Raw genomic sequence first — 17,461 nt, forward strand, 5'->3', positions numbered from 1 at the left:
CACTTTAGGGCGCGGTAGGGTCGATGCCATGACCGACGCCGCCGATCCGACCGTGACGCTGCGCCGCCTGCGCGGCTCGATCGACAACATCGACGCCGCCCTCATCCACCTCCTCGCGGAGCGGTTCAAGGCGACTCAGCAGGTGGGGGTGTTGAAGGCGGAGCACGGGATGCCTCCTTCCGACCCGGCCCGTGAGGAGCAGCAGATCGCGCGCCTGCGCCGCCTGGCATCCGACGCCGACCTCGACCCCGAGTTCGCCGAGAAGTGGTTCAACTTCGTGGTGGCCGAGGTCATCCGCCACCACACCGCGGCGGCCGAGGGCGCCTGACCCCCGCCGGCGCGCCCGCCGGCCGCGCATGCCGAGTGTCCAAAACACGCGGACCCCGCACCTTGCGCCTCGGCGTGTTCTGGACGCTCGGCAGACGGCAGACGGCAGACGGCAGACGGCAGACGGCAGACGGCAGGCGGCAGGCGCCAGGCGGCAGACGGGCGCGGGCGGGGGATGCGGGGCGTCAGGGGGTGGCGCGGCGCAGCGTCGCGAAGGCGATGCCGCCCACGGCGACCGTCGCGACCAGCATGCCGACGATGAGTGCGGGCACGCTCAGCCCGGCCATCCACTCGCCGACCCGGGTCCAGGCGTCAGCGCGCCCGATGAGCCAGATCGCGGCGACGAGGAGCAGCCCGGTTCCCACGAGGACCACGGTCAGACCGAGGGCGCCGGCCCGTTTGTAGATCGTCGAGCCCAGGAAGCCGATGACGAACAGCAGCAGCGCGCAGACCGCGTAGAAGGCGCCGGCGGCGAGGGCGCCCGCGCGCCACACCCACTCGAGGTAGAAGAAGTATCCGTTGATGCCCCACCCGCCCGTCGCCTGCTCGAGCGCGCCGCCGACGACGAACACGGCGCCGAGGATCAGGGCCGTGCCGACGGCGGCGAGCATCGTGCCGAGGAAGAACTCGCGTCGCGTGATGCTCAGCGCCTGCGAGAACGGGAACGTGTAGCTCAGCGACATGATGCCGACCGCGAAGAAGTACCAGATGGGCGCCTGGGTGCCTCCGCCGATCTTCACGCCGTCGTAGGGGATGAGCGCGAAGATCATGAGCGAGAGGGCGAAGGAGCCGCCGAGGATGATGAGCGGCAGCCAGACGAAGGTGTACCTGTTCACGAACTGCAGCCGCGTGACGGTCAGTGTCCGGTTCATCGCAGTGCTCCTTCCTCGCGGGCGTCCTCGGACGCGTTCTGGGTGGTGCGGACGATCAGCTGCTGCAGCGAGACGGGGCCGACCTCGACGCCGTCCCGGGCGAGCGCGACCCGCTCGTCGGCGCTGATCGGGCCGAGGACCGTGACCGCGGCGACCCGGCCGAGGCTCTCGCGGTGGAGGATCTCGCGCCCGACCGTGAAGGGCTCCACGGCGCTCGCGTCGCCGGTCAGGATCGACGCCCGACCCCGGACCGCGTCGGTCTCCTCGTCCATGACGATGCGTCCGCTGTCGACGACGATGACGCGCTCCAGCAGGTTCGCGACCTCGTCGATCAGGTGACTGGAGAGGATGACGGTGCGCGGGTGCTCTACGTAGTCCTCGAGGAGCCGGTCGTAGAAGATCTGGCGCGCCACGGCATCCAGCCCGAGGTACGGCTCGTCGAAGAAGGTGATCTCGGCGCGGGACGCGAGACCGATGATCACCCCCACTGCCGACAGCTGGCCCCGCGAGAGCTTCTTGATCCGCCGCTTCATCGGGAGGCGGAATTCGGCGACGAGCCGATCGGCGAGTCCCTGATCCCACCGGGGGAAGAACATCGCCGCCATCCGCAGCGCGTGGGTGGCGTTCGCGTCGTCGGGGTAGCGCTGGCTCTCCCGCACGAAGCAGATGCGGCTGAGGACCCGCGCGTTCTCGTAGGGATGCTCGCCGAACACGCGGACCTCACCGCTGGTCGCGAAGTTCTGCGCCGTGAGGATCGACATGATGGTCGTCTTGCCCGCGCCGTTGCGTCCGAGCAGGCCGTAGATGGTGTTCTCCTCGATGGAGAAGCTGATGTCGTCCAGCGCGAGGGCGTCGCGATAGCGCTTGGTGAGGTGCTGCACCTCGATCACGGAGGTCATCGTGCGTTCCCTTCGGTGTGGTCTGCCGCCGCGCGCTCGTGCACAAGGCGGGCGAGGTCGTCGGGGCCGAGTCCCAGGGTGCGGGCCTCGGCGATCAGGGGCTGGATGTAGCGATCGGCGAAGGCGGAGCGGCGTTCGGCCAAGAGCGCGTCCCGTGCTCCGGGGGCGACGAACATGCCGATGCCGCGCCGCTTGACGAGCACACCCTTGTCCGTGAGCATGTTCACTCCCTTCGCCGCCGTAGCGGGGTTGATGCGGTGGAAGGCGGCGAGCTCGTTCGTCGAGGGCGCGCGAGAATCCTCCGGCAGCGAGCCGTCGAGGATCGCGTCCTCGACACTCTCCGAGATCTGCAGGAAGAGCGGCTTCCCCTCGTCGATCACCCGATCTCCCGTCGTGTCTGTTGGTTAGTTACTTGACTAAGTAACCACAGAACCGGCGGTGGTGTCAACCGTGGCCGCCGCCCGCCGAGCCCGGGGCGTCGGCGTCATCGCCGAGTGTCCAGAACACGCGGATGGTGGGCGGCCCGTGTTCGCGTGTCTTGGACACTCGGCGGGCAGGCGCGCGGGGGAGGGCGACGGACCCGGGGGGTGCCGCGCGGACGGACCGGGTGGGGTCAGTCGGCGGTGGGGCGGGATGCCCCGGCATCCAGCGGCAACGCGACCTTCTCCTCGAGGACGACGATCGCCTCGTCGGAGACCACGATGAGGCCGTCGAGCTCCTCGCGCACGCGTTTGTAGGCGACCTGGCGTTCGGCGGGCGTGGCCGCGCTGTCGACGGCGACGGCGAGAAGGCGCTGCGCGGTCTGGAGGCGCTTGCGCTCGGTGTCGGTGAAGTCCGAGTCCTTCAGCCGCCGGGCTTCGCGCTCAGCGACGTCGAACGCGACTTCGTAGTCGGTGACGGCACCGGAGTAGGCGGCGAGCTCCTGATCGGTGAGCTGCGCCTTGGGGGATGCGGGGCGGAGCCGGTCGGCAGTCTTCTTGGCCCGCAGGAACGCAGCGGTGAGCGGCTGACGGCCGTCGCTGATGGTGGGGTAGGCGATGAGCTTCGCGACGTCGAGCTCGTAGTCGAGCCAACGGGCGGTCACCGCGTCGTGCTCGGAGAAGAGCTTCTCCAACTGCGGCTGGATCGGCGATGGCTTGGTGATCGGCTTCGGCTCGGTCGCGTGCGCGACCTGCTTGGGCGGCGTCGCGGCCTTCAGCGCCGCCTTCGCCTGCAGGATCTCCAGTCGCCGCTTATGGCGGGAGCGGGCCCCCAACTCCCATCGGCGCGCGAATCCACCCGCGATCGCCATGAGGGGGAACGCGGCCCACCAATAGTGCTGCGCGAAGGCCCAGAACTCGTCCACGCGGTCAGCCTACGCGCGGTCGCCGCGCTCATCGCGCGCGCGGCCATCGGTGGAGCGGGTCGGGCCGTCGGCGGACGGAGGATACGGAGGGGGCGACGGCTCCGGTGAAGGTCGGTGCGATGGCCGCGGCGCCGTCGCACGCGCGAGGGCCTCCGCGCCGCGGGCGAGGACGGTCTGGGTGAGGTTCTGGGCGAACTCCTGTGCGGCGATCATCCAGTCGGCGGGCTGCGGTGAGTCCGGTCCAGGGCCGGGCGGGGCGGATCCGTCTGCGCGGGCGCGACGCCAGGCCTCCGCCTCGGCGACGTCGAAGCCATGGTGCACGCGCGCGACGGCGTCACGGTAAGCGCCGAACTGCGCGGGCGTGATCCGTGCGCTCGGGGAGGACGGGCGCAGGGCTCGAGCGGTGCGATGCGCGGCGAGGAACGCGGCCGTCTGCGGAACACGCGCGTCGCTCATCGCGGGGAAGGAGAGCTGGCGCGCGGCATCCGTCTCGTACTCCATCCATCGAGCGGTGACGGCGTCGTCCGCCGCCATCAGGCGAGCCAGCGGGAGGTGCGCGGGATCTGTGGAGCGCACAGCCAGTGCGGCGCGGTCGGCCGACAGGTTGGCGCGGCGCGCGCGCAGCGTCGCGGCGGCGGCGCGCGTCTCGCGTTGCGCTGAGTCGAGCGCGCGTCGCGCGGCGCCCACCTCCTCGGGCCCGGCGTAGCCGGCCGTGCGCGCCGCCTGGGCCCTGGCGAGTTCCGCCCGCGCGATCCGGACGCCGTGGCGTGCGGCAAGCGCATCCTGATGCGCCGCCCGCAGCGCCTCGCGCGAGGCGTCGTAGGCGAGTCGGCGCGCTTTGGAGCTCTGCCCGCTGCGCAGGCCGAGCAGACCGAGGGCGCCCGCGCCGATCATCGTCGGCCCGATCCACCAGAACTCGGCGAACACCGCGAGGAACGGTTCCACCTCTTCATGCTATCCAGCATGGCTGAAAGCCTCGCGGGAGTCTGCCGCCCCCTCGGGTCCTCCCCGGGTCCGCGATCCCTGCCCGCGATCCCTGCCCGCGATCCCGCCCCGCGATCCCCGCCCGCGAGTGTCCAAGACACGCGGATGCGAGAGGGGCCGCGCCCGCGTGTTCTGGACACTCGGCAGAGGAGGCGGCGGCAGAGGTGGCGGCGCGGGAGGCCGGTGGCGGGGCGAGCGCGGGCCGACGCGTCAGCCGAAGATCAGCGCGAGGACGGTCGCGCCGCCGCCGACGAGGATGAGCGAGCCGATCACGACCCACGCGACGATCCGCGTGCGCCGCGTGCGCGCCTCGTTCATTCCGGTGTACTCGTCCTGATCGGTCATGGCGTTCAGCCTACGGCTCCGGCGGCCGGCTCAGGCGACCGGCTCGGCGATCACGGGGCCGAAAGCCGCCGGGAGCGTGCCGTGCGAGACGGTGCGCAGCTCGGGGACGGTCAGGGTGAAGACGTCCTGGATCTCGAGCGCCGGCTCGTCGCCGTCCGCCGCCGGATCCGTCACGCCGATGCGGAGCACGGGGTACCCGCGGCCCTCGCACAGGCCGCGGAACTTCACGTCCTCCTCGCGCGGCACCGACACGATGACGCGTCCGGTCGACTCGCTGAACAGCGCGGTCGCGGCATCCACGCCGTCGCGCTCCATGATCTCGCGCAGCCACACGCGGGCGCCGACGCCGAAGCGCATGACGGCCTCGGCGAGGGCCTGCGCGAGTCCGCCTGCGGACAGGTCGTGCGCCGACGAGACGAGCTCCTGCTGGGATGCCGCCTGGATGAGCTCCGCGAGGCGACGCTCGGCCGCCAGGTCGACCGCCGGCGGGCGTCCGCCGAGGTGGCCGTGGACGGTGCCCGCCCACTGCGAGCCGCTGAGCTCCGTCGCGGTGACGCCGAGGAGGTAGATGTTCTCGCCGGCATCCTGCCACCCGCTCGGGATGCGGCGGGCGACGTCGTCGATGATCCCGAGCACGCCGACGACCGGGGTCGGGAAGATCGGGGTGTCGCCGGTCTGGTTGTAGAAGCTCACGTTGCCGCCCGTGACCGGGACGCCGAGCTCGAGGCACGCGTCGGCGAGGCCGTCGACGGCGCGGCCGAACTGCCACATGACCTCGGGGTTCTCCGGGCTGCCGAAGTTCAGGCAGTCGGTCACCGCGGTCGGGATCGCGCCGGTGACGGCGACGTTGCGGTACGCCTCGGCGAGGGCGAGCTGCGCGCCCGCGTAGGGGTCGAGCTGGCAGTAGCGGCCGTTGCAGTCGGTCGCGATCGCGAAGCCGAGACCCGACTCCTCGTCGACGCGGATCATGCCGGCGTCATCGGGGAACGAGAGCGCGGTGTTGCCCATCACGTAGTAGTCGTACTGGTTGGTCACCCAGCTCGTGTCGGCGAGGTTCGGGCTGCCGAGCAGCTGCAGGAACTGCTCCTTGAGCGTCTCGGGGTCGGCGCTCCGGGGCAGGGCGGCGGCCGAGTCGAGCTGCAGGGCGTCGATCCAGGCGGGGTAGGCGACGGGGCGCTCGTAGACCGGGCCGTCGACCGCGACGGTCGAGGGGTCGACGTCGACGATCTGCTCGCCGTGCCAGAAGATCTGCAGGCGGCCGTCGCCGGTCACCTCGCCGAGGACCGACGTCTCGACATCCCACTTGGAGGTCACCGCGAGGAAGGCATCCAGCTTCTCGGGGGCGACGATCGCCATCATCCGCTCCTGCGATTCGCTCATGAGGATCTCCTCGGGAGTGAGCGTGGGGTCGCGCAGCAGGACCTTCTCGAGGTCGACGCGCATGCCGGAGCCGCCGTTGGCGGCCAGCTCGCTCGTCGCGCACGAGATGCCGGCGGCGCCGAGATCCTGGATGGCCTCGACGAGCTCATCCTTGTAGAGCTCGAGGCAGCACTCGATGAGCACCTTCTCGGCGAACGGGTCGCCGACCTGAACGGCGGGGCGCTTGGTGGGGCCGCCGTCGGCGAAGGTGTCGGATGCCAGGATCGACGCGCCGCCGATGCCGTCGCCGCCCGTGCGTGCGCCGAAGAGGACGACCTGGTTGCCGGCTCCGGTGGCGTTCGCGAGCTTGATGTCCTCGTGGCGCATGACGCCGACCGCGAGCGCGTTGACGAGCGGGTTGCCCTGGTAGACCGCGTCGAACACGGTCTCGCCACCGATGTTCGGCAGGCCCAGGCAGTTGGCGTAGGCGCTGATGCCCGAGACGACGCCGTGGACGACGCGCGCCGTGTCGGGGTGGTCGATCGCGCCGAAGCGCAGCTGGTCCATCACGGCGACCGGGCGCGCACCCATCGAGATGATGTCGCGGACGATGCCGCCGACACCTGTCGCGGCGCCCTGGAAGGGCTCGATGTAGCTCGGGTGGTTGTGCGACTCGACCTTGAAGGTGACCGCCCAGCCCTCGCCGACGTCGACGACGCCCGCGTTCTGCCCCATGCCGACCATGAGGCGGGACTTCATCTCCTCGGAGACCTTGTCGCCGAACCGGCGCAGGTAGATCTTCGACGACTTGTACGAGCAGTGCTCGCTCCACATGACGGAGTACATCGCCAGCTCGCCCGACGTGGGGCGGCGACCGAGGATGACCTTGATCTGCTCGTACTCGTCGGGCTTGAGGCCGAGCGCCGCGTACGGCTGCTCCTTTTCGGGCGTCGCGAGAGCGTTCTCGACGGTGTCGGCGACCTTGTTTTCGGATGCAGCTGGGGTGCTCACGCGGCGGGACTCCAAGACTCGGGATGCCGGCGGGGGATGCCCCAAGTCTAGAGGCCCGTCTCGAGCCCCGCGTCGGCGTGCGTCGCGGGGCGGGTGATCACGCGTCGTCGACGCCGAGCACTCCGATTCCGGTCGCCTCGTGGCTGGGCTCGTCCCCGTCGGGAGACGGCGCCGCGGCTTCGTCCGAGGCAGGAGCTTCAGGCTCCTCGCCCGGCTCCTTCTCCGTGCTCGGCTCGGCGAGCTGATCGGCCGACGGCTCGTCGGCGCCGGGCTGATCGACGCCGGGCTGGTTCGTCGAGTGCGGGTCGGCGGCGGTGCCGGCGGCTCCCGCGGCGGCCTCGGTCGTCGCGTCGGCGGGGGCGGTGGAGTTCGGGTCGGACATGGTCTCTCCTTCGGTCGTGATGCGAGTCTGCGCCTCGGCCGGCCGCGCCGCAGGGGCCTTGACAGGCGGCTCGCCCGGGGTGCGATGAGGGCCCGGGCGGGGTGTGGTGGATGTCCGGGGCCGGACGTAGAGTCGGCCCATGACCGGACTCACCCCGTATCTGCACTTCGCCGGCGATGCGCGCGAGGCCCTGGGCTTCTACCGCGACGTGTTCGGGGGCGTGCTCGTGCTGAACTCCTTCGGCGACTTCGGACGGACCGATGGTCCGGCGGATGCCGTCGCGCACGGCATGCTCCAGGGCTCCGTCGAGCTGTTCGCCTCCGATGTCGCCGGCGGCGAGGAGCCGCTGGTGCTCCGCGGCATCCTGTTCTCCCTGCTCGGCACGGCGGAGCCGGCGGAGCTCGAGCGATGGTTCGCGGCGCTCGGGGAGGGCGGCGAGGTCCTCGATCCGCTCGCCCTCAAGCCGTGGGGAGACCACGACGGTCAGGTGCGCGACCGGTTCGGGGTCACGTGGCTGATCGGGTACCAGGGGTGACGGGCCCGCTCCCCGCGCTGCGCGCGCGCGCGGCGGAGCTCGATGCCCTGCTCGCGCGACTCGAGGCCGACGAGGGGAGCGTGCGCGCCGACCGCGCCGACGCGACGGCCGACGACGAGCACGACCCCGAGGGCTCGACCCTCTCCGGGGAATGGCAGCGGATCGAGGCCATCCGTCGCGCGGCCGCGAGCGAGCGCGCAGAGGTGGATGCCGCGCTCGCGCGGGTGGACGCCGGAACCTATGGGATCTGCGTCGTCTGCGGCGAGTCGATCGCCCCGGCACGCCTGGAAGCCCGTCCCTTCGCGACGACCTGCATCGTCTGCGCCGCGTGAGCGCCGCGCCGCGGCATCCCCCGGGCGCTCAGACGACGACGCTGTTCGCGGTCGGGATGCGCTCGTCGGCGCCGCGGACGACGAACGCCACGCCGATCAGGGCGAGGACGATCGCAGCGATCTCGACGATTCCCGCGAAGGCGTAGAACGGGCCGGGCGTTCCGTGGCCGACGGCGAACGTGGAGAAGTCCCAGAATCCGTGCAGCAGCATGGCCCAGATGAGGCTTCCCGTCACCCGGCGGAGGACGTAGAAGATGGTCCCCGCGCCGAACGCCAGCACCACCTGCTGCAGCGTGGGGGCGAGGGGCTGGCCGGTGAGGGCGTTGACGAGGTGCATGAGCCCGAACAGCGCTGACGTGAGGAACCAGACCCAGACCTCGGAGAGGCGACTGCGCAGCGCGACCAGCAGCAGTCCGCGCGTGGTGAGCTCCTCGGTGAAGCCGACGAGGAGGAGGACGATGGACGCCGCGAAGAACGCGCCGTCGTACGAGCCCCAATCGGTGGACGTGAGGTTGAGGAGCAGGGCGACCACCATGATCGCGGGCGCGACGATCGGCCAGGTGTGGGCGGCGCGGCGTCGGTCGGACAGCGCGGGACGCCACCAGCCGAGCAGCGTCGTCGTGATCGCGAGGAGGATCGCGCCGACGATCAGGGAGAGGCCGGCGCCGAGGAAGAGGTTGGCGCCGCTCTTGCCGAAGTCGGTGTACGGGATGCCCGTGATCTGCTGAACGACGAAGACCACGGCGACGTACGCGAAGAACACGACGAGACCGATCCATACGCGCGGTCGAACGCGATAGCGGTCCACGGGAGCCGTCGTCACTGCTGGTCCCCTTCGATGTCGCCGATCAGATCTTTCAGTCCGAGTCCGCCGACGTTCTGTGCCTCGACCTCGAGGACCTTTCCGGTCGTCGTATCGGTGAGGCCGATGATCAGCACAGTGCCATGGCGCTTCTTCGACACGGAGAGATTGCTGCGGTCGATGTGCGCCACGGGCTCGAGGTTCTTCCACCCGCCGACGAGGCCGGTGCTCTTGCGGCCCAGCACGTGGAGTCGGGCCGGCGTGAGGGCGAGAACGAGAGAGGGAAAGCTGCCCCGCGACGCGGCGGCCAGGGCGCCCTCACGCGCATGCTCTTCTCTGGACATCGTTCTCCTCGCGGCAGATGGTCGACCCGGTCATCGCGGACTGTGTCGATCACGGTAGCCAGAGCGGGAGTGTCCTTCGAGTGGTCTTGACAACGGCGCCGAGGAGTGTCAGTCGGCGGCGTCGGCCTTCTCGAACTGGTCCTTGAGCTCGTCGACGTCGATCGCACCGGTGGTGACCTGCTTCTTGCCGTTGTAGACGTCGCGGTCGAGCTCGTTGCTGGCGTTCGCGACGAGCATCGCCACGAAGGTGTCGCCGTTGACGTTGAGGAAGGTGCGGAAGATCCCGGCGAACCAGTCGACGGCGATGAGCAGTCCGACCGCCTGGAACGGCAGGCCGAGCGAGGTGGCGAGGAACATCGCGACCACGGGGAATCCGCCCGGGACGGTGATCGTGCCCATGTTGAGGAGGATCGCGAGCGCCATGCCGAGCAGGATGGTGCCGAAGTCGAGGGAGACGTTCCCGGACTGCGCGAGGAACATGACGACGATCATGTAGTTCAGCACGGCGCCGTAGGACCCCATCGTGAGACCGACCGAGAGGGTGAAGTTTGCCACGGGCTGGCTCACGCCGATCTTCTCGATCGCGGTCCGGAGCACCGTGGGGTAGGTGACGGCGGAGCTCGTGGTCGTGATCGCGATCATCGTCTGGTCGCTGAGCTTGGCGGGCAGACGTGCGGGGTTGAGGCCGGTGCGCAGCGCCACCACCAGGACGAACAGCGCCAGGATGATGAGAACTCCGAGCAGGGTCGAGCCCAGGTACTTCAGACCGCTGGTGACGACCGCGAACCCGACGGTGCCGGAGAGGTTCGCGAGCAGGCAGAACACACCGATCGGCGCGATGAGCATCACGAAGCGGATCATCGTCAGCACGACCTGCTGGATCTGGTCGAAGAAGTCGAGCACGAGCGCGTTGCCGGTCTTGGCGATGTACGCGTTCAGGGCCACGCCGAACAGCAGCGAGAAGATGATGATGGGGACCATCGTCGCGTTCGACATCGCCGAGAAGATGTTGGTGGAGACGAAGTTCAGCACGGTCTCCTGCCAGCCGGTGGCGGCAGCCGCCGACTCCTCCAGGGCGGGGTCGACGCCGCCGGAGAAGTCGATGCCGGCGCCGGGCTGGATGATCGTGCCGATCCCCCAGGCGAGGAGCGCGGCGACGATCGAGAACCCGATCATCCACTTGAAGGTCCGGAAGGCCATCTTGCCCATCCCGGACCCCGTCATCCCTCCCGTCGCGACGATCACCGACGACATCACGAGCGGCACGATCGCCATCTGGATGAGACGGATGAAGAGGTCTCCGATGAACTTCAGGTTCGCGGCCCATTCGCCGACGATCAAGCCGAAGGCGATGCCGAGGATCGCAGCGACGCCGATCTGCAGTGCCGGGTTCTTCAGGGCTTTCATGGTGTTCCTTCGCTCGGAGGCCCCCGGCGCGGCTACGCGGTGGCTGGCCCCAAAAGTAGGACGAATGAATCGGACCAATCCAGGAATTGGTAGGACCGTAATCCACTGTTTACACACGACCTTCCTGCGAAACAGCGTTGTCACACGCACGTTGCGAACGCGCCGCAGAAGGCCTCGCGCCGCGGCATGGAAGACTTGACGCCGATGGCGATGCTCGCCATCCCCGAGTCCCGAGAAGCAGGTGACGGCGCCCGTGCCCGACAGCACCGACATGACCCTGGGTCCGTTGCAGCGCACCCACGCTCTGATCGCCGACGACATCGTCGGCTACCTGGAGCGGCTGATCGTCACGGGGACGATCGCGCCGGGTGTCGCCCTGCCCCCCGAGCGCACCCTCGCGCGCGACCTCGGCGTCTCCCGCAACGCGCTGCGCGAGGCCCTCACCCGACTCGACAGTCTGGGGCTCGTCGATCGCCGGCAGGGCAGCGCCAACCGCGTCGCCCCGTCGATCCCGTTGAGCGCGGCGCTCGCCGCGCGACTCCAGGATGCCGGCGAGGAGTTCGCTCATTCGGCGGAATTCCGGGCCGAGATCGAGCCCCGCATCGCACGGCTGGCCGCCTCGCGCATCGACGATCCGCAGCTCGCAGCGCTCGGCGACGTGCTGAGCAGGTCCGCTCGCGAGACGGATCCCGACCTCTCCGCCAGCCTCGACATCGACTTCCACACCGCGATCGCCCGCGCGACCGGCAATCCCCTGCTGGCAACCCTCGGCGAGCTCACGGCCAGCTGGACGGTCGAGGCCCGGGTGTATTCGCACCTCGCCGACGAGCATCGTCGGCTCTCCCATGCGGGGCACGCCCGCATCCTGGCGGCCCTCGGCGCCCACGACGCCGAGGCCGCAGACTACGCGATGCGCATCCACCTCTCCGAGATCCGGGAAGTGATCGAACGCGTGCGGGCCGCCGATCCGGCAGGCGGCGAGCTCGCACCCGTCGGAGAGAGCGCGGGGGATCAGACGCGGGCCCCGCGATGAACTGGTAGGACCAGTTCGCGCGGGTTCCCGCTACAGTTCTCCTCAGGCGGTCCTCGATTCCGCCGATCGCGACGGGGGAAGGACCGAGATGCGGCGCTACCTGACGGGCTCCAGCGAGGGCGGGTCGTCCGCGACGGTCGCTCTGCTTCTGCTCATGGTCCTGACATTCGTGACCGGTGTCGTCGACGCCGTGGGGTTCCTGGCCCTCGACCGCGTGTTCGTGGGCAACATGACGGGCAACATCGTGGTCCTCGGCATGGCGGTCGCCGGCGCGGATGACCTGCCGATCCTCGGACCGGTCATCGCCCTGGGGACCTTCACGCTCGGCGCCTTCGTGGCGGGGGTCTTCCTCCGGCGGCGCAGGAAGGAGTGGGGCGGGGCCGTGACCCTGCTGCTCCTCGCCGGGACGGTCGTCCTGGCCGGGCTCGGCGTGGCATTCCTCGTGCCCGCATGGGCGGCCTCGTCGGAGCTCGAGCTGATCGCCTCCTCGTTGACCGCCGCCGCGATGGGCGTGCAAGCGGCCGTGGCCCGCAGTCTCGCCGTCACCGACATGACGACCGTCGTCGTCACCTCGACGCTCACCTCGCTCGCCAGCGAGTCCCTCACCGACGGCGGCATCAAGGGATTCTGGAACCGGCGGTTCGCGGCGATCGCGGCGATCTTCCTCGGCGCGCTCGTCGGAGCACTGCTCCTCGCCTTCGGCGCGGCGGCGCCGCTCCTGCTGGCGGCCGCGCTCACGGCGTCGGTCGTCGCCGTCGGGCACCGGTACGTGTTCACCCCCGCCACAGCGAGCATCGCCTGACGGCACCGACCGAGGCCAGGGCGCGGCCGCCTTCGGCTGACGGCGAGGGCGCGGCCCTCGTGCGACCCTCTTCACCGGGGCTCGCCCCCCCATAGGAAAGGCATAGCGGCGTCAGGGGCCCCGGATGTGATGGGCGATCAGGATGAGGCATCCGATCATCACATCCCGCTGAAGGAGGGCATCATGCCTCGAATCCCTGAACCCCAACAGACCCCGGCCGGTCCCGCCTACGAGGGGCGCCTGCTCGACCGTCCCGACGATGAGGTCGTCGACCAGGGCGCCGGTTTCGACATCCGGACCCTCGTCACCCGACGCTCCGTCCTCGGGCTCGTCGGCCTCGGCGCCGGCAGCCTCGCGCTCGCCGCGTGCAGCGCCGCCGCGAGCACCGCCGCATCGCCGAGCGCGACGAGCACCGCGACCGGAACGCCCACCGCGACGCCGACGCCCACGCCGACCCCGACCGCGACCGCCACCATCGCGGCGGCGGCAGGCGAGATCCCGGAGGAGACCAACGGTCCCTACCCCGCCGACGGCACGGCCGACGTCAACATCCTGAGCGACTCCGGCATCGTCCGCAGCGACATCACCACGAGTCTCGGCAGCGCCACCCGCGTCGCGGGTGTGCCGCTGACGATGACCTTCAAGATCACCGATGTCGCCGGAGGGAACGTGCCCTTCACGGGTGCCGCGCTGTACGCATGGCACTGCGACGCGCAGGGGCTCTACTCGATGTACTCCTCGGGCGTGGAGGATGAGACCTACCTCCGCGGCATCCAGATCGCGGATGCCGACGGCCTCCTCACCTTCCAGACGATCGTGCCGGGGTGCTACCGCGGTCGGTGGACGCACATCCATTTCGAGGTGTACCCGGACGCCGCGTCGGCGACCGACGTCGCCAACGTGATCGCGACCTCGCAGCTCGCGTTCCCGCCGGACATGCTCGCGAACGTCTACGCGCTCGAGGCGTACTCGGGTTCATCCGAGAACCTCGCCGGCGTCGGAACGCAGATCACCGATGACAGCCTGTTCGCCGACGGCGACTCGAGTCTGCAGGTCCCGACGATCACCGGGGATGCCGCGACCGGGTACGTCGCGACCCTCGCCGTCGCGATCGACACCACCACGCAGCCCATGGCCGGTGGCGGGGGCGGCGGCATGGGCGGCGGAGGCGGGCGCCCCTAAGCGGCCCCCGGAACAGACAAGGAACACGATCATGCTGCAGAACCTCACCGGATGGCACGCGCTGCTCATCCTCGCCGTCATCGTCTTGATCTTCGGTGCCGCGAAGCTCCCCGCCCTCGCGCGAAGCTTCGGGCAGTCCGTGCGGATCTTGAAGGACGAGTCCCGTGCCGCCGCGTCGGACACCGGGGAGCCGGAGACCTCGTCGCGCGCCGACGATGCGCGGCCGCTCGCCGCCCCCTCGGCCGCTCCCGCCGCTCCCGCTGCGCCCGCTGCTGCCGAGCGCGTGACATCATGACGACCGCCGCCGCGCGGGGGACCATGCCCCTCGCGGACCACCTGCGAGAGGCGCGCACGCGCGCGTTCCGCGCGGCGGCCGCCCTCATCGTCGGTCTGATCGTCGGGTATCTGCTCTCCGATCTGATCCTCGAGGTGCTCCGCGCACCCATCGAGGCGCTCGCCGCCTCCCGCGACGCGAGCCTCAACTACGACAGCATCACCGGTGCGTTCGATCTGAAGCTGCGGATCGCGCTGCTGACGGGGATCGTGGTGTCGAGCCCGGTCTGGCTCTTCGAGATCCTCCGCTATCTGTCGCCCGGCCTCACCCGCCGGGAGCGACGCCTCACACTCGGCTACACGTTCGCCGCGGTGGGGCTGTTCGCGGTCGGAGCCGCTTTCGGGTTCGCGCTGTTCCCGCACATGGTCGCGCTGCTGACAGGCTTCGCGTCCGCGCAGGACAGCACGATCCTCGCGGCATCCACCTACGTCGACTTCGTGCTCAAGACGGTCGTCGCCACCGGGCTGGCGTTCATGCTCCCCGTGCTCGTGGTGCTGCTGAACGCACTCCGGGTGATCTCAGCGGCGACGCTGCGGCGCTCGTGGCGCCTCATCACCGTGGCGATCGTGCTCTTCAGCGCCATGGTCACCCCGGCGGCCGACGTGCTGTCGATGTTCCTCGTCGCACTGCCGATGGCGGCCCTGTTCGGCGCCGCGATGCTCATCACCCATCTGCACGACCGACGGCTCGCACGTCGCCTGGCGGTCGCTGCCGAGCCCGCGGCATCGCTGCCCGCCTGATCGACCCGAGAGGACGCCGTCATGTTCGGACTCACCTTCGAGAAGCTCGTGCTCGTCGCCATCATCGCGGGCATCGTGCTCGGCCCCCACCGCCTGGCCGCCTCGACCCGCCGCCTGGCCGACACGGCGCGCTCGCTCCGGGCGTTCGTCGATGCGACGAGGCGCCGGACGGAGCAGGAGCTGGGGGTGCCGCTGACGCGCGCGGAATGGGACGAGATCGACCTGCGGCAGTACGACCCGCGCCGCATCGTGGGCGACGCGCTGCGCGACGCGGTCGCCGACCGTCCGCCCGGATCGCTCGACGTCGACAGCGAGACGCCCGGCGAGGCCGTGCCGGAGCCGAGCACCGACGAGTGGGAGGGTCTTGACCGCGTGCGCCCCGGGCAGAAGTACCTCGTGCTCGGCGACGCCGCGCATCCGCGGCGTCTCCTGCTGGCCGGCCTCCCGACGAATGACCCCCGCCGCGTCGCCGCCGAGACGCCGCCACCGACGGAGGATGCCTCCGAACTCCACGCCGCGCCGGCGTAGACCCGGGCGGCGCGCCTCGTCAGGAGACGCGGCTCGGCGCGGGGAGGACGAGGTCGAGCTGGAAGCCGGCCGCGGTGTGCGCGGCGCGCACGACCCCGCCGTGCGCCTCGACGATTCCGCGCACGATCGCGAGCCCGAGACCCGCGTGCGCGGAGGCGGACTCATCCGGGCTGCCGCCGCGCGCGGCATCCGCACGCCACCCCACGTCGAACATGCGCCCGAAGTCCTCGGCGGTCACCCCCGGACCCTGGTCGATGACGCTGAGCACCAGCCGACCGTCGTCGAGCATGTCGGCGCGGATGAGCACCTCGCTGTCTCGCGGGGCGTGGCGGATGCTGTTGGCCAGGAGGTTGCCGATGGCCCGGGTGAGCTCGCGCGGGTCGGCCCACACCGTGTGGCCGGCGACGCCGTCAGGGGCGAGCGTCACGCCCCGTGCGGCGGCGATCAGCTGCACGTCGGCGACGGAATCGCTGACGAGGTCGAGCAGATCCACCGACTCCGGATGCAGCTCGAATGTGCCCGTCTGGAGCTTGGAGAGCTGGAAGAGGTCATCGACCATCTGGGTGACGGTGTCGACCTTCGTGCGGATGAGGCGCACGTACTCCTCCGGGTCGGGCGCGGTGCCCTCCTCCAGCGACTCGGCCATCGCCCGCATCCCGGCCAGGGGCGTGCGCAGATCGTGCGAGATCCACGCGAAGAACTGCTGTCGCGCACGGTCGAGCTCGGAGACCTGCGCGCGCGCTTCCGCCAGCCGGCGCGAGGTCTCGGCGAGCTCGGTCGTCACGGCGTCCACCTCCGGCCCCCCGGTCGAGGATGCCTCGGCGAGCACGTCCCCGTTGCCCACGCGACGCGTGACCTGCACGATCCGCGCGACGCTGGAGCGCACCGTCGCGCGGATGAGGAACCACGCCGCCAGGGTGCTCAGCAGGGCCGAGATCCCGATCACCGCGGTGAGCACGGCGAGGTCGTGCGCGGACAGGTACATCTCCCAGCCGATCGCGAGTGTGGACGCCGCGATGGAGGCGACCGCGCCGACCAGCACCAGTGTCATCCGCGCGGCCGCACTGCGTCGGCGCAGAAGACGCAGCGCGAGCACCGTCACACCGGTCACCGCCCCGGTGACGGCCACGGTGGTCACGGCGATCAGCAGCATCGCCTCGGGCGTCAGGCTCAGCATGCGCCGCCGTCCGCGACCCGCAGGCGGTAGCCGGCCCCCCACTCCGTGCGCAGATAGCAGGGGATGCGCGGGTCGGGCTCGATCTTCTCGCGCAGCCGGCGCACGTGCACGGTCACGGTGGAGGCATCCCCGAACCCCCATCGCCATACCTCGCGCAGGATCTCCTCGCGGCTGACCACCTCGTCGGGCCGACGCACCAGGTAGAGGAAGAGCTCGTACTCCCGCGTGGTGAGCGTCACCTCGCGACCGTCCACCCAGACCCGGCGATGGGCGGGATCGACGCGGAACCGCCCGGCGACGAACTCGCCCAGAGGCCCGGGTGACGCGGCGCGACGCAGGAGTGCGTTCACCCGCAATTGCAGCTCGCGCAGCGAGAAGGGCTTCGACAGGTAGTCGTCGGCGCCGCGCTCGAGGCCGTCGATGCGGTGGTCGACCCCGTCGAGCGCGGTGAGCATGATGATCGGCACATCCGAGAACGCGCGCACGGCCCGGCAGAGCTCGTCGCCGCCCAGCACCGGCATCATCCGGTCGACGATGAGCAGGTCGGGCAGCTGCTGCTGGATCTGGGTGAGCGCGTCCTGACCGTCGGGGTGCTGCGTCACGCGGCATCCCGCGGCGCGCAGATGATCGGCGATCACGGTGCGCACGGTCGCGTCATCCTCGACGACCATGACCCGTGCTCCCTGCTGCATGGATCTGAGCCTAAGCCGCGGTGCGGAAG

At 70.7% G+C, this 17,461-nt stretch carries 22 protein-coding genes; 9 read left to right on the forward strand and 13 right to left on the reverse strand.

From position 1 onward, the window contains the following. Window positions 1-28: 28 nt before the first annotated feature. A complete protein-coding gene (locus J0P97_RS07000; protein ID WP_215487060.1) occupies window positions 29-328 on the forward strand; it encodes a chorismate mutase in 300 nt (99 codons plus the stop codon). 184 nt (window positions 329-512) lie between these two features. On the opposite strand, the gene J0P97_RS07005 is transcribed toward J0P97_RS07000, so the two are convergent. From J0P97_RS07005 to J0P97_RS07035, 8 genes are all read right to left on the reverse strand, one after another. Continuing rightward, window positions 513-1,199, reverse strand: a complete 687-nt coding sequence (locus J0P97_RS07005) for a hypothetical protein (protein WP_215487061.1) — start codon at window positions 1,197-1,199, stop codon at window positions 513-515. After that, a complete protein-coding gene (locus tag J0P97_RS07010; RefSeq protein WP_215487062.1) occupies window positions 1,196-2,098 on the reverse strand; it encodes an ABC transporter ATP-binding protein in 903 nt (300 codons plus the stop codon). The genes J0P97_RS07005 and J0P97_RS07010 overlap by 4 nt, the downstream gene beginning before the upstream one ends. Next, complete coding sequence (locus J0P97_RS07015) at window positions 2,095-2,478, reverse strand: GntR family transcriptional regulator (protein WP_215487063.1); 384 nt, start codon at window positions 2,476-2,478, stop codon at window positions 2,095-2,097. Before J0P97_RS07015 ends, J0P97_RS07010 begins: the two co-directional genes overlap by 4 nt. Before the next feature lie 233 nt (window positions 2,479-2,711). Next, window positions 2,712-3,443 carry a hypothetical protein gene (locus J0P97_RS07020; RefSeq protein WP_215487064.1) on the reverse strand — a complete coding sequence of 244 codons (732 nt, stop codon included), beginning with the start codon at window positions 3,441-3,443 and terminating at the stop codon, window positions 2,712-2,714. A 9-nt stretch (window positions 3,444-3,452) separates the two neighbouring features. Beyond that, the gene (locus J0P97_RS07025; RefSeq protein ID WP_215487065.1) at window positions 3,453-4,388 is read right to left on the reverse strand and encodes a hypothetical protein; all 936 of its coding nucleotides are present in this window, start codon (window positions 4,386-4,388) and stop codon (window positions 3,453-3,455) included. A 249-nt stretch (window positions 4,389-4,637) separates the two neighbouring features. Further along, entirely contained in the window at window positions 4,638-4,772 is a 135-nt protein-coding gene (locus tag J0P97_RS15770; RefSeq protein ID WP_281423645.1) for a hypothetical protein, read from the reverse strand. Between the two features lie 30 nt (window positions 4,773-4,802). Further along, entirely contained in the window at window positions 4,803-7,142 is a 2,340-nt protein-coding gene (purL, locus tag J0P97_RS07030; RefSeq protein ID WP_215487066.1) for a phosphoribosylformylglycinamidine synthase subunit PurL, read from the reverse strand. 97 nt (window positions 7,143-7,239) lie between these two features. Then, complete coding sequence (locus J0P97_RS07035) at window positions 7,240-7,524, reverse strand: hypothetical protein (RefSeq protein WP_246539915.1); 285 nt, start codon at window positions 7,522-7,524, stop codon at window positions 7,240-7,242. Between the two features lie 139 nt (window positions 7,525-7,663). On the opposite strand from J0P97_RS07035, the gene J0P97_RS07040 reads away from it, so the two are divergent. Both J0P97_RS07040 and J0P97_RS07045 read left to right on the forward strand, forming a co-directional pair. After that, complete coding sequence (locus J0P97_RS07040) at window positions 7,664-8,059, forward strand: VOC family protein (protein ID WP_215487067.1); 396 nt, start codon at window positions 7,664-7,666, stop codon at window positions 8,057-8,059. Further along, on the forward strand, window positions 8,056-8,391 hold the full coding sequence (locus tag J0P97_RS07045) for a TraR/DksA family transcriptional regulator (protein WP_215487068.1): 336 nt from the start codon (window positions 8,056-8,058) through the stop codon (window positions 8,389-8,391). The genes J0P97_RS07040 and J0P97_RS07045 overlap by 4 nt, the downstream gene beginning before the upstream one ends. A gap of 28 nt (window positions 8,392-8,419) precedes the next feature. Here the strand turns inward: J0P97_RS07045 and J0P97_RS15895 are convergent, their stop codons facing one another. The 3 genes from J0P97_RS15895 to J0P97_RS07060 all read right to left on the reverse strand — a co-directional run bounded on the left by J0P97_RS15895 (window position 8,420) and on the right by J0P97_RS07060 (window position 10,944). Continuing rightward, window positions 8,420-9,214: a CPBP family intramembrane glutamic endopeptidase gene (locus J0P97_RS15895; RefSeq protein WP_308163484.1), complete on the reverse strand. Its 795-nt coding sequence runs from the start codon at window positions 9,212-9,214 to the stop codon at window positions 8,420-8,422. Continuing rightward, window positions 9,211-9,537, reverse strand: coding sequence for a hypothetical protein (locus J0P97_RS07055; protein ID WP_215487069.1), 327 nt, complete (start codon window positions 9,535-9,537; stop codon window positions 9,211-9,213). Before J0P97_RS07055 ends, J0P97_RS15895 begins: the two co-directional genes overlap by 4 nt. A gap of 108 nt (window positions 9,538-9,645) precedes the next feature. Further along, window positions 9,646-10,944, reverse strand: a complete 1,299-nt coding sequence (locus J0P97_RS07060) for a dicarboxylate/amino acid:cation symporter (protein WP_215487070.1) — start codon at window positions 10,942-10,944, stop codon at window positions 9,646-9,648. A gap of 253 nt (window positions 10,945-11,197) precedes the next feature. Between J0P97_RS07060 and J0P97_RS07065 the strand changes: the two genes are divergently transcribed. The 6 genes from J0P97_RS07065 (at window position 11,198) to J0P97_RS07090 (ending at window position 15,563) form a co-directional block, all read left to right on the forward strand. Further along, complete coding sequence (locus tag J0P97_RS07065; RefSeq protein WP_215487071.1) at window positions 11,198-11,977, forward strand: FadR/GntR family transcriptional regulator; 780 nt, start codon at window positions 11,198-11,200, stop codon at window positions 11,975-11,977. Window positions 11,978-12,065: 88 nt separating this feature from the next. Further along, window positions 12,066-12,779 carry a YoaK family protein gene (locus J0P97_RS07070; protein ID WP_215487072.1) on the forward strand — a complete coding sequence of 238 codons (714 nt, stop codon included), beginning with the start codon at window positions 12,066-12,068 and terminating at the stop codon, window positions 12,777-12,779. A gap of 183 nt (window positions 12,780-12,962) precedes the next feature. Continuing rightward, window positions 12,963-13,961 (forward strand): intradiol ring-cleavage dioxygenase, encoded by a 999-nt coding sequence (locus tag J0P97_RS07075; protein WP_215487073.1) that lies wholly within the window; start codon window positions 12,963-12,965, stop codon window positions 13,959-13,961. A 31-nt stretch (window positions 13,962-13,992) separates the two neighbouring features. Continuing rightward, window positions 13,993-14,256: a twin-arginine translocase TatA/TatE family subunit gene (locus J0P97_RS07080; RefSeq protein ID WP_215487074.1), complete on the forward strand. Its 264-nt coding sequence runs from the start codon at window positions 13,993-13,995 to the stop codon at window positions 14,254-14,256. Further along, a complete protein-coding gene (tatC, locus tag J0P97_RS07085; protein ID WP_246539916.1) occupies window positions 14,253-15,035 on the forward strand; it encodes a twin-arginine translocase subunit TatC in 783 nt (260 codons plus the stop codon). Before J0P97_RS07080 ends, tatC begins: the two co-directional genes overlap by 4 nt. A 21-nt stretch (window positions 15,036-15,056) precedes the next feature. Next, window positions 15,057-15,563 (forward strand): Sec-independent protein translocase subunit TatA/TatB, encoded by a 507-nt coding sequence (locus tag J0P97_RS07090; protein WP_215487075.1) that lies wholly within the window; start codon window positions 15,057-15,059, stop codon window positions 15,561-15,563. A 19-nt stretch (window positions 15,564-15,582) separates the two neighbouring features. Here J0P97_RS07090 and J0P97_RS07095 read toward each other — a convergent pair whose 3' ends face one another. Both J0P97_RS07095 and J0P97_RS07100 read right to left on the reverse strand, forming a co-directional pair. Next, window positions 15,583-16,740, reverse strand: a complete 1,158-nt coding sequence (locus tag J0P97_RS07095) for a sensor histidine kinase (protein ID WP_246539917.1) — start codon at window positions 16,738-16,740, stop codon at window positions 15,583-15,585. Further along, window positions 16,734-17,432 (reverse strand): response regulator transcription factor, encoded by a 699-nt coding sequence (locus J0P97_RS07100; protein WP_215487076.1) that lies wholly within the window; start codon window positions 17,430-17,432, stop codon window positions 16,734-16,736. Before J0P97_RS07100 ends, J0P97_RS07095 begins: the two co-directional genes overlap by 7 nt. Between the last annotated feature and the right edge of the window lie 29 nt (window positions 17,433-17,461).

The organism is Microbacterium flavum (genome assembly GCF_018717645.1).
GTDB lineage: Bacteria > Actinomycetota > Actinomycetes > Actinomycetales > Microbacteriaceae > Microbacterium > Microbacterium flavum.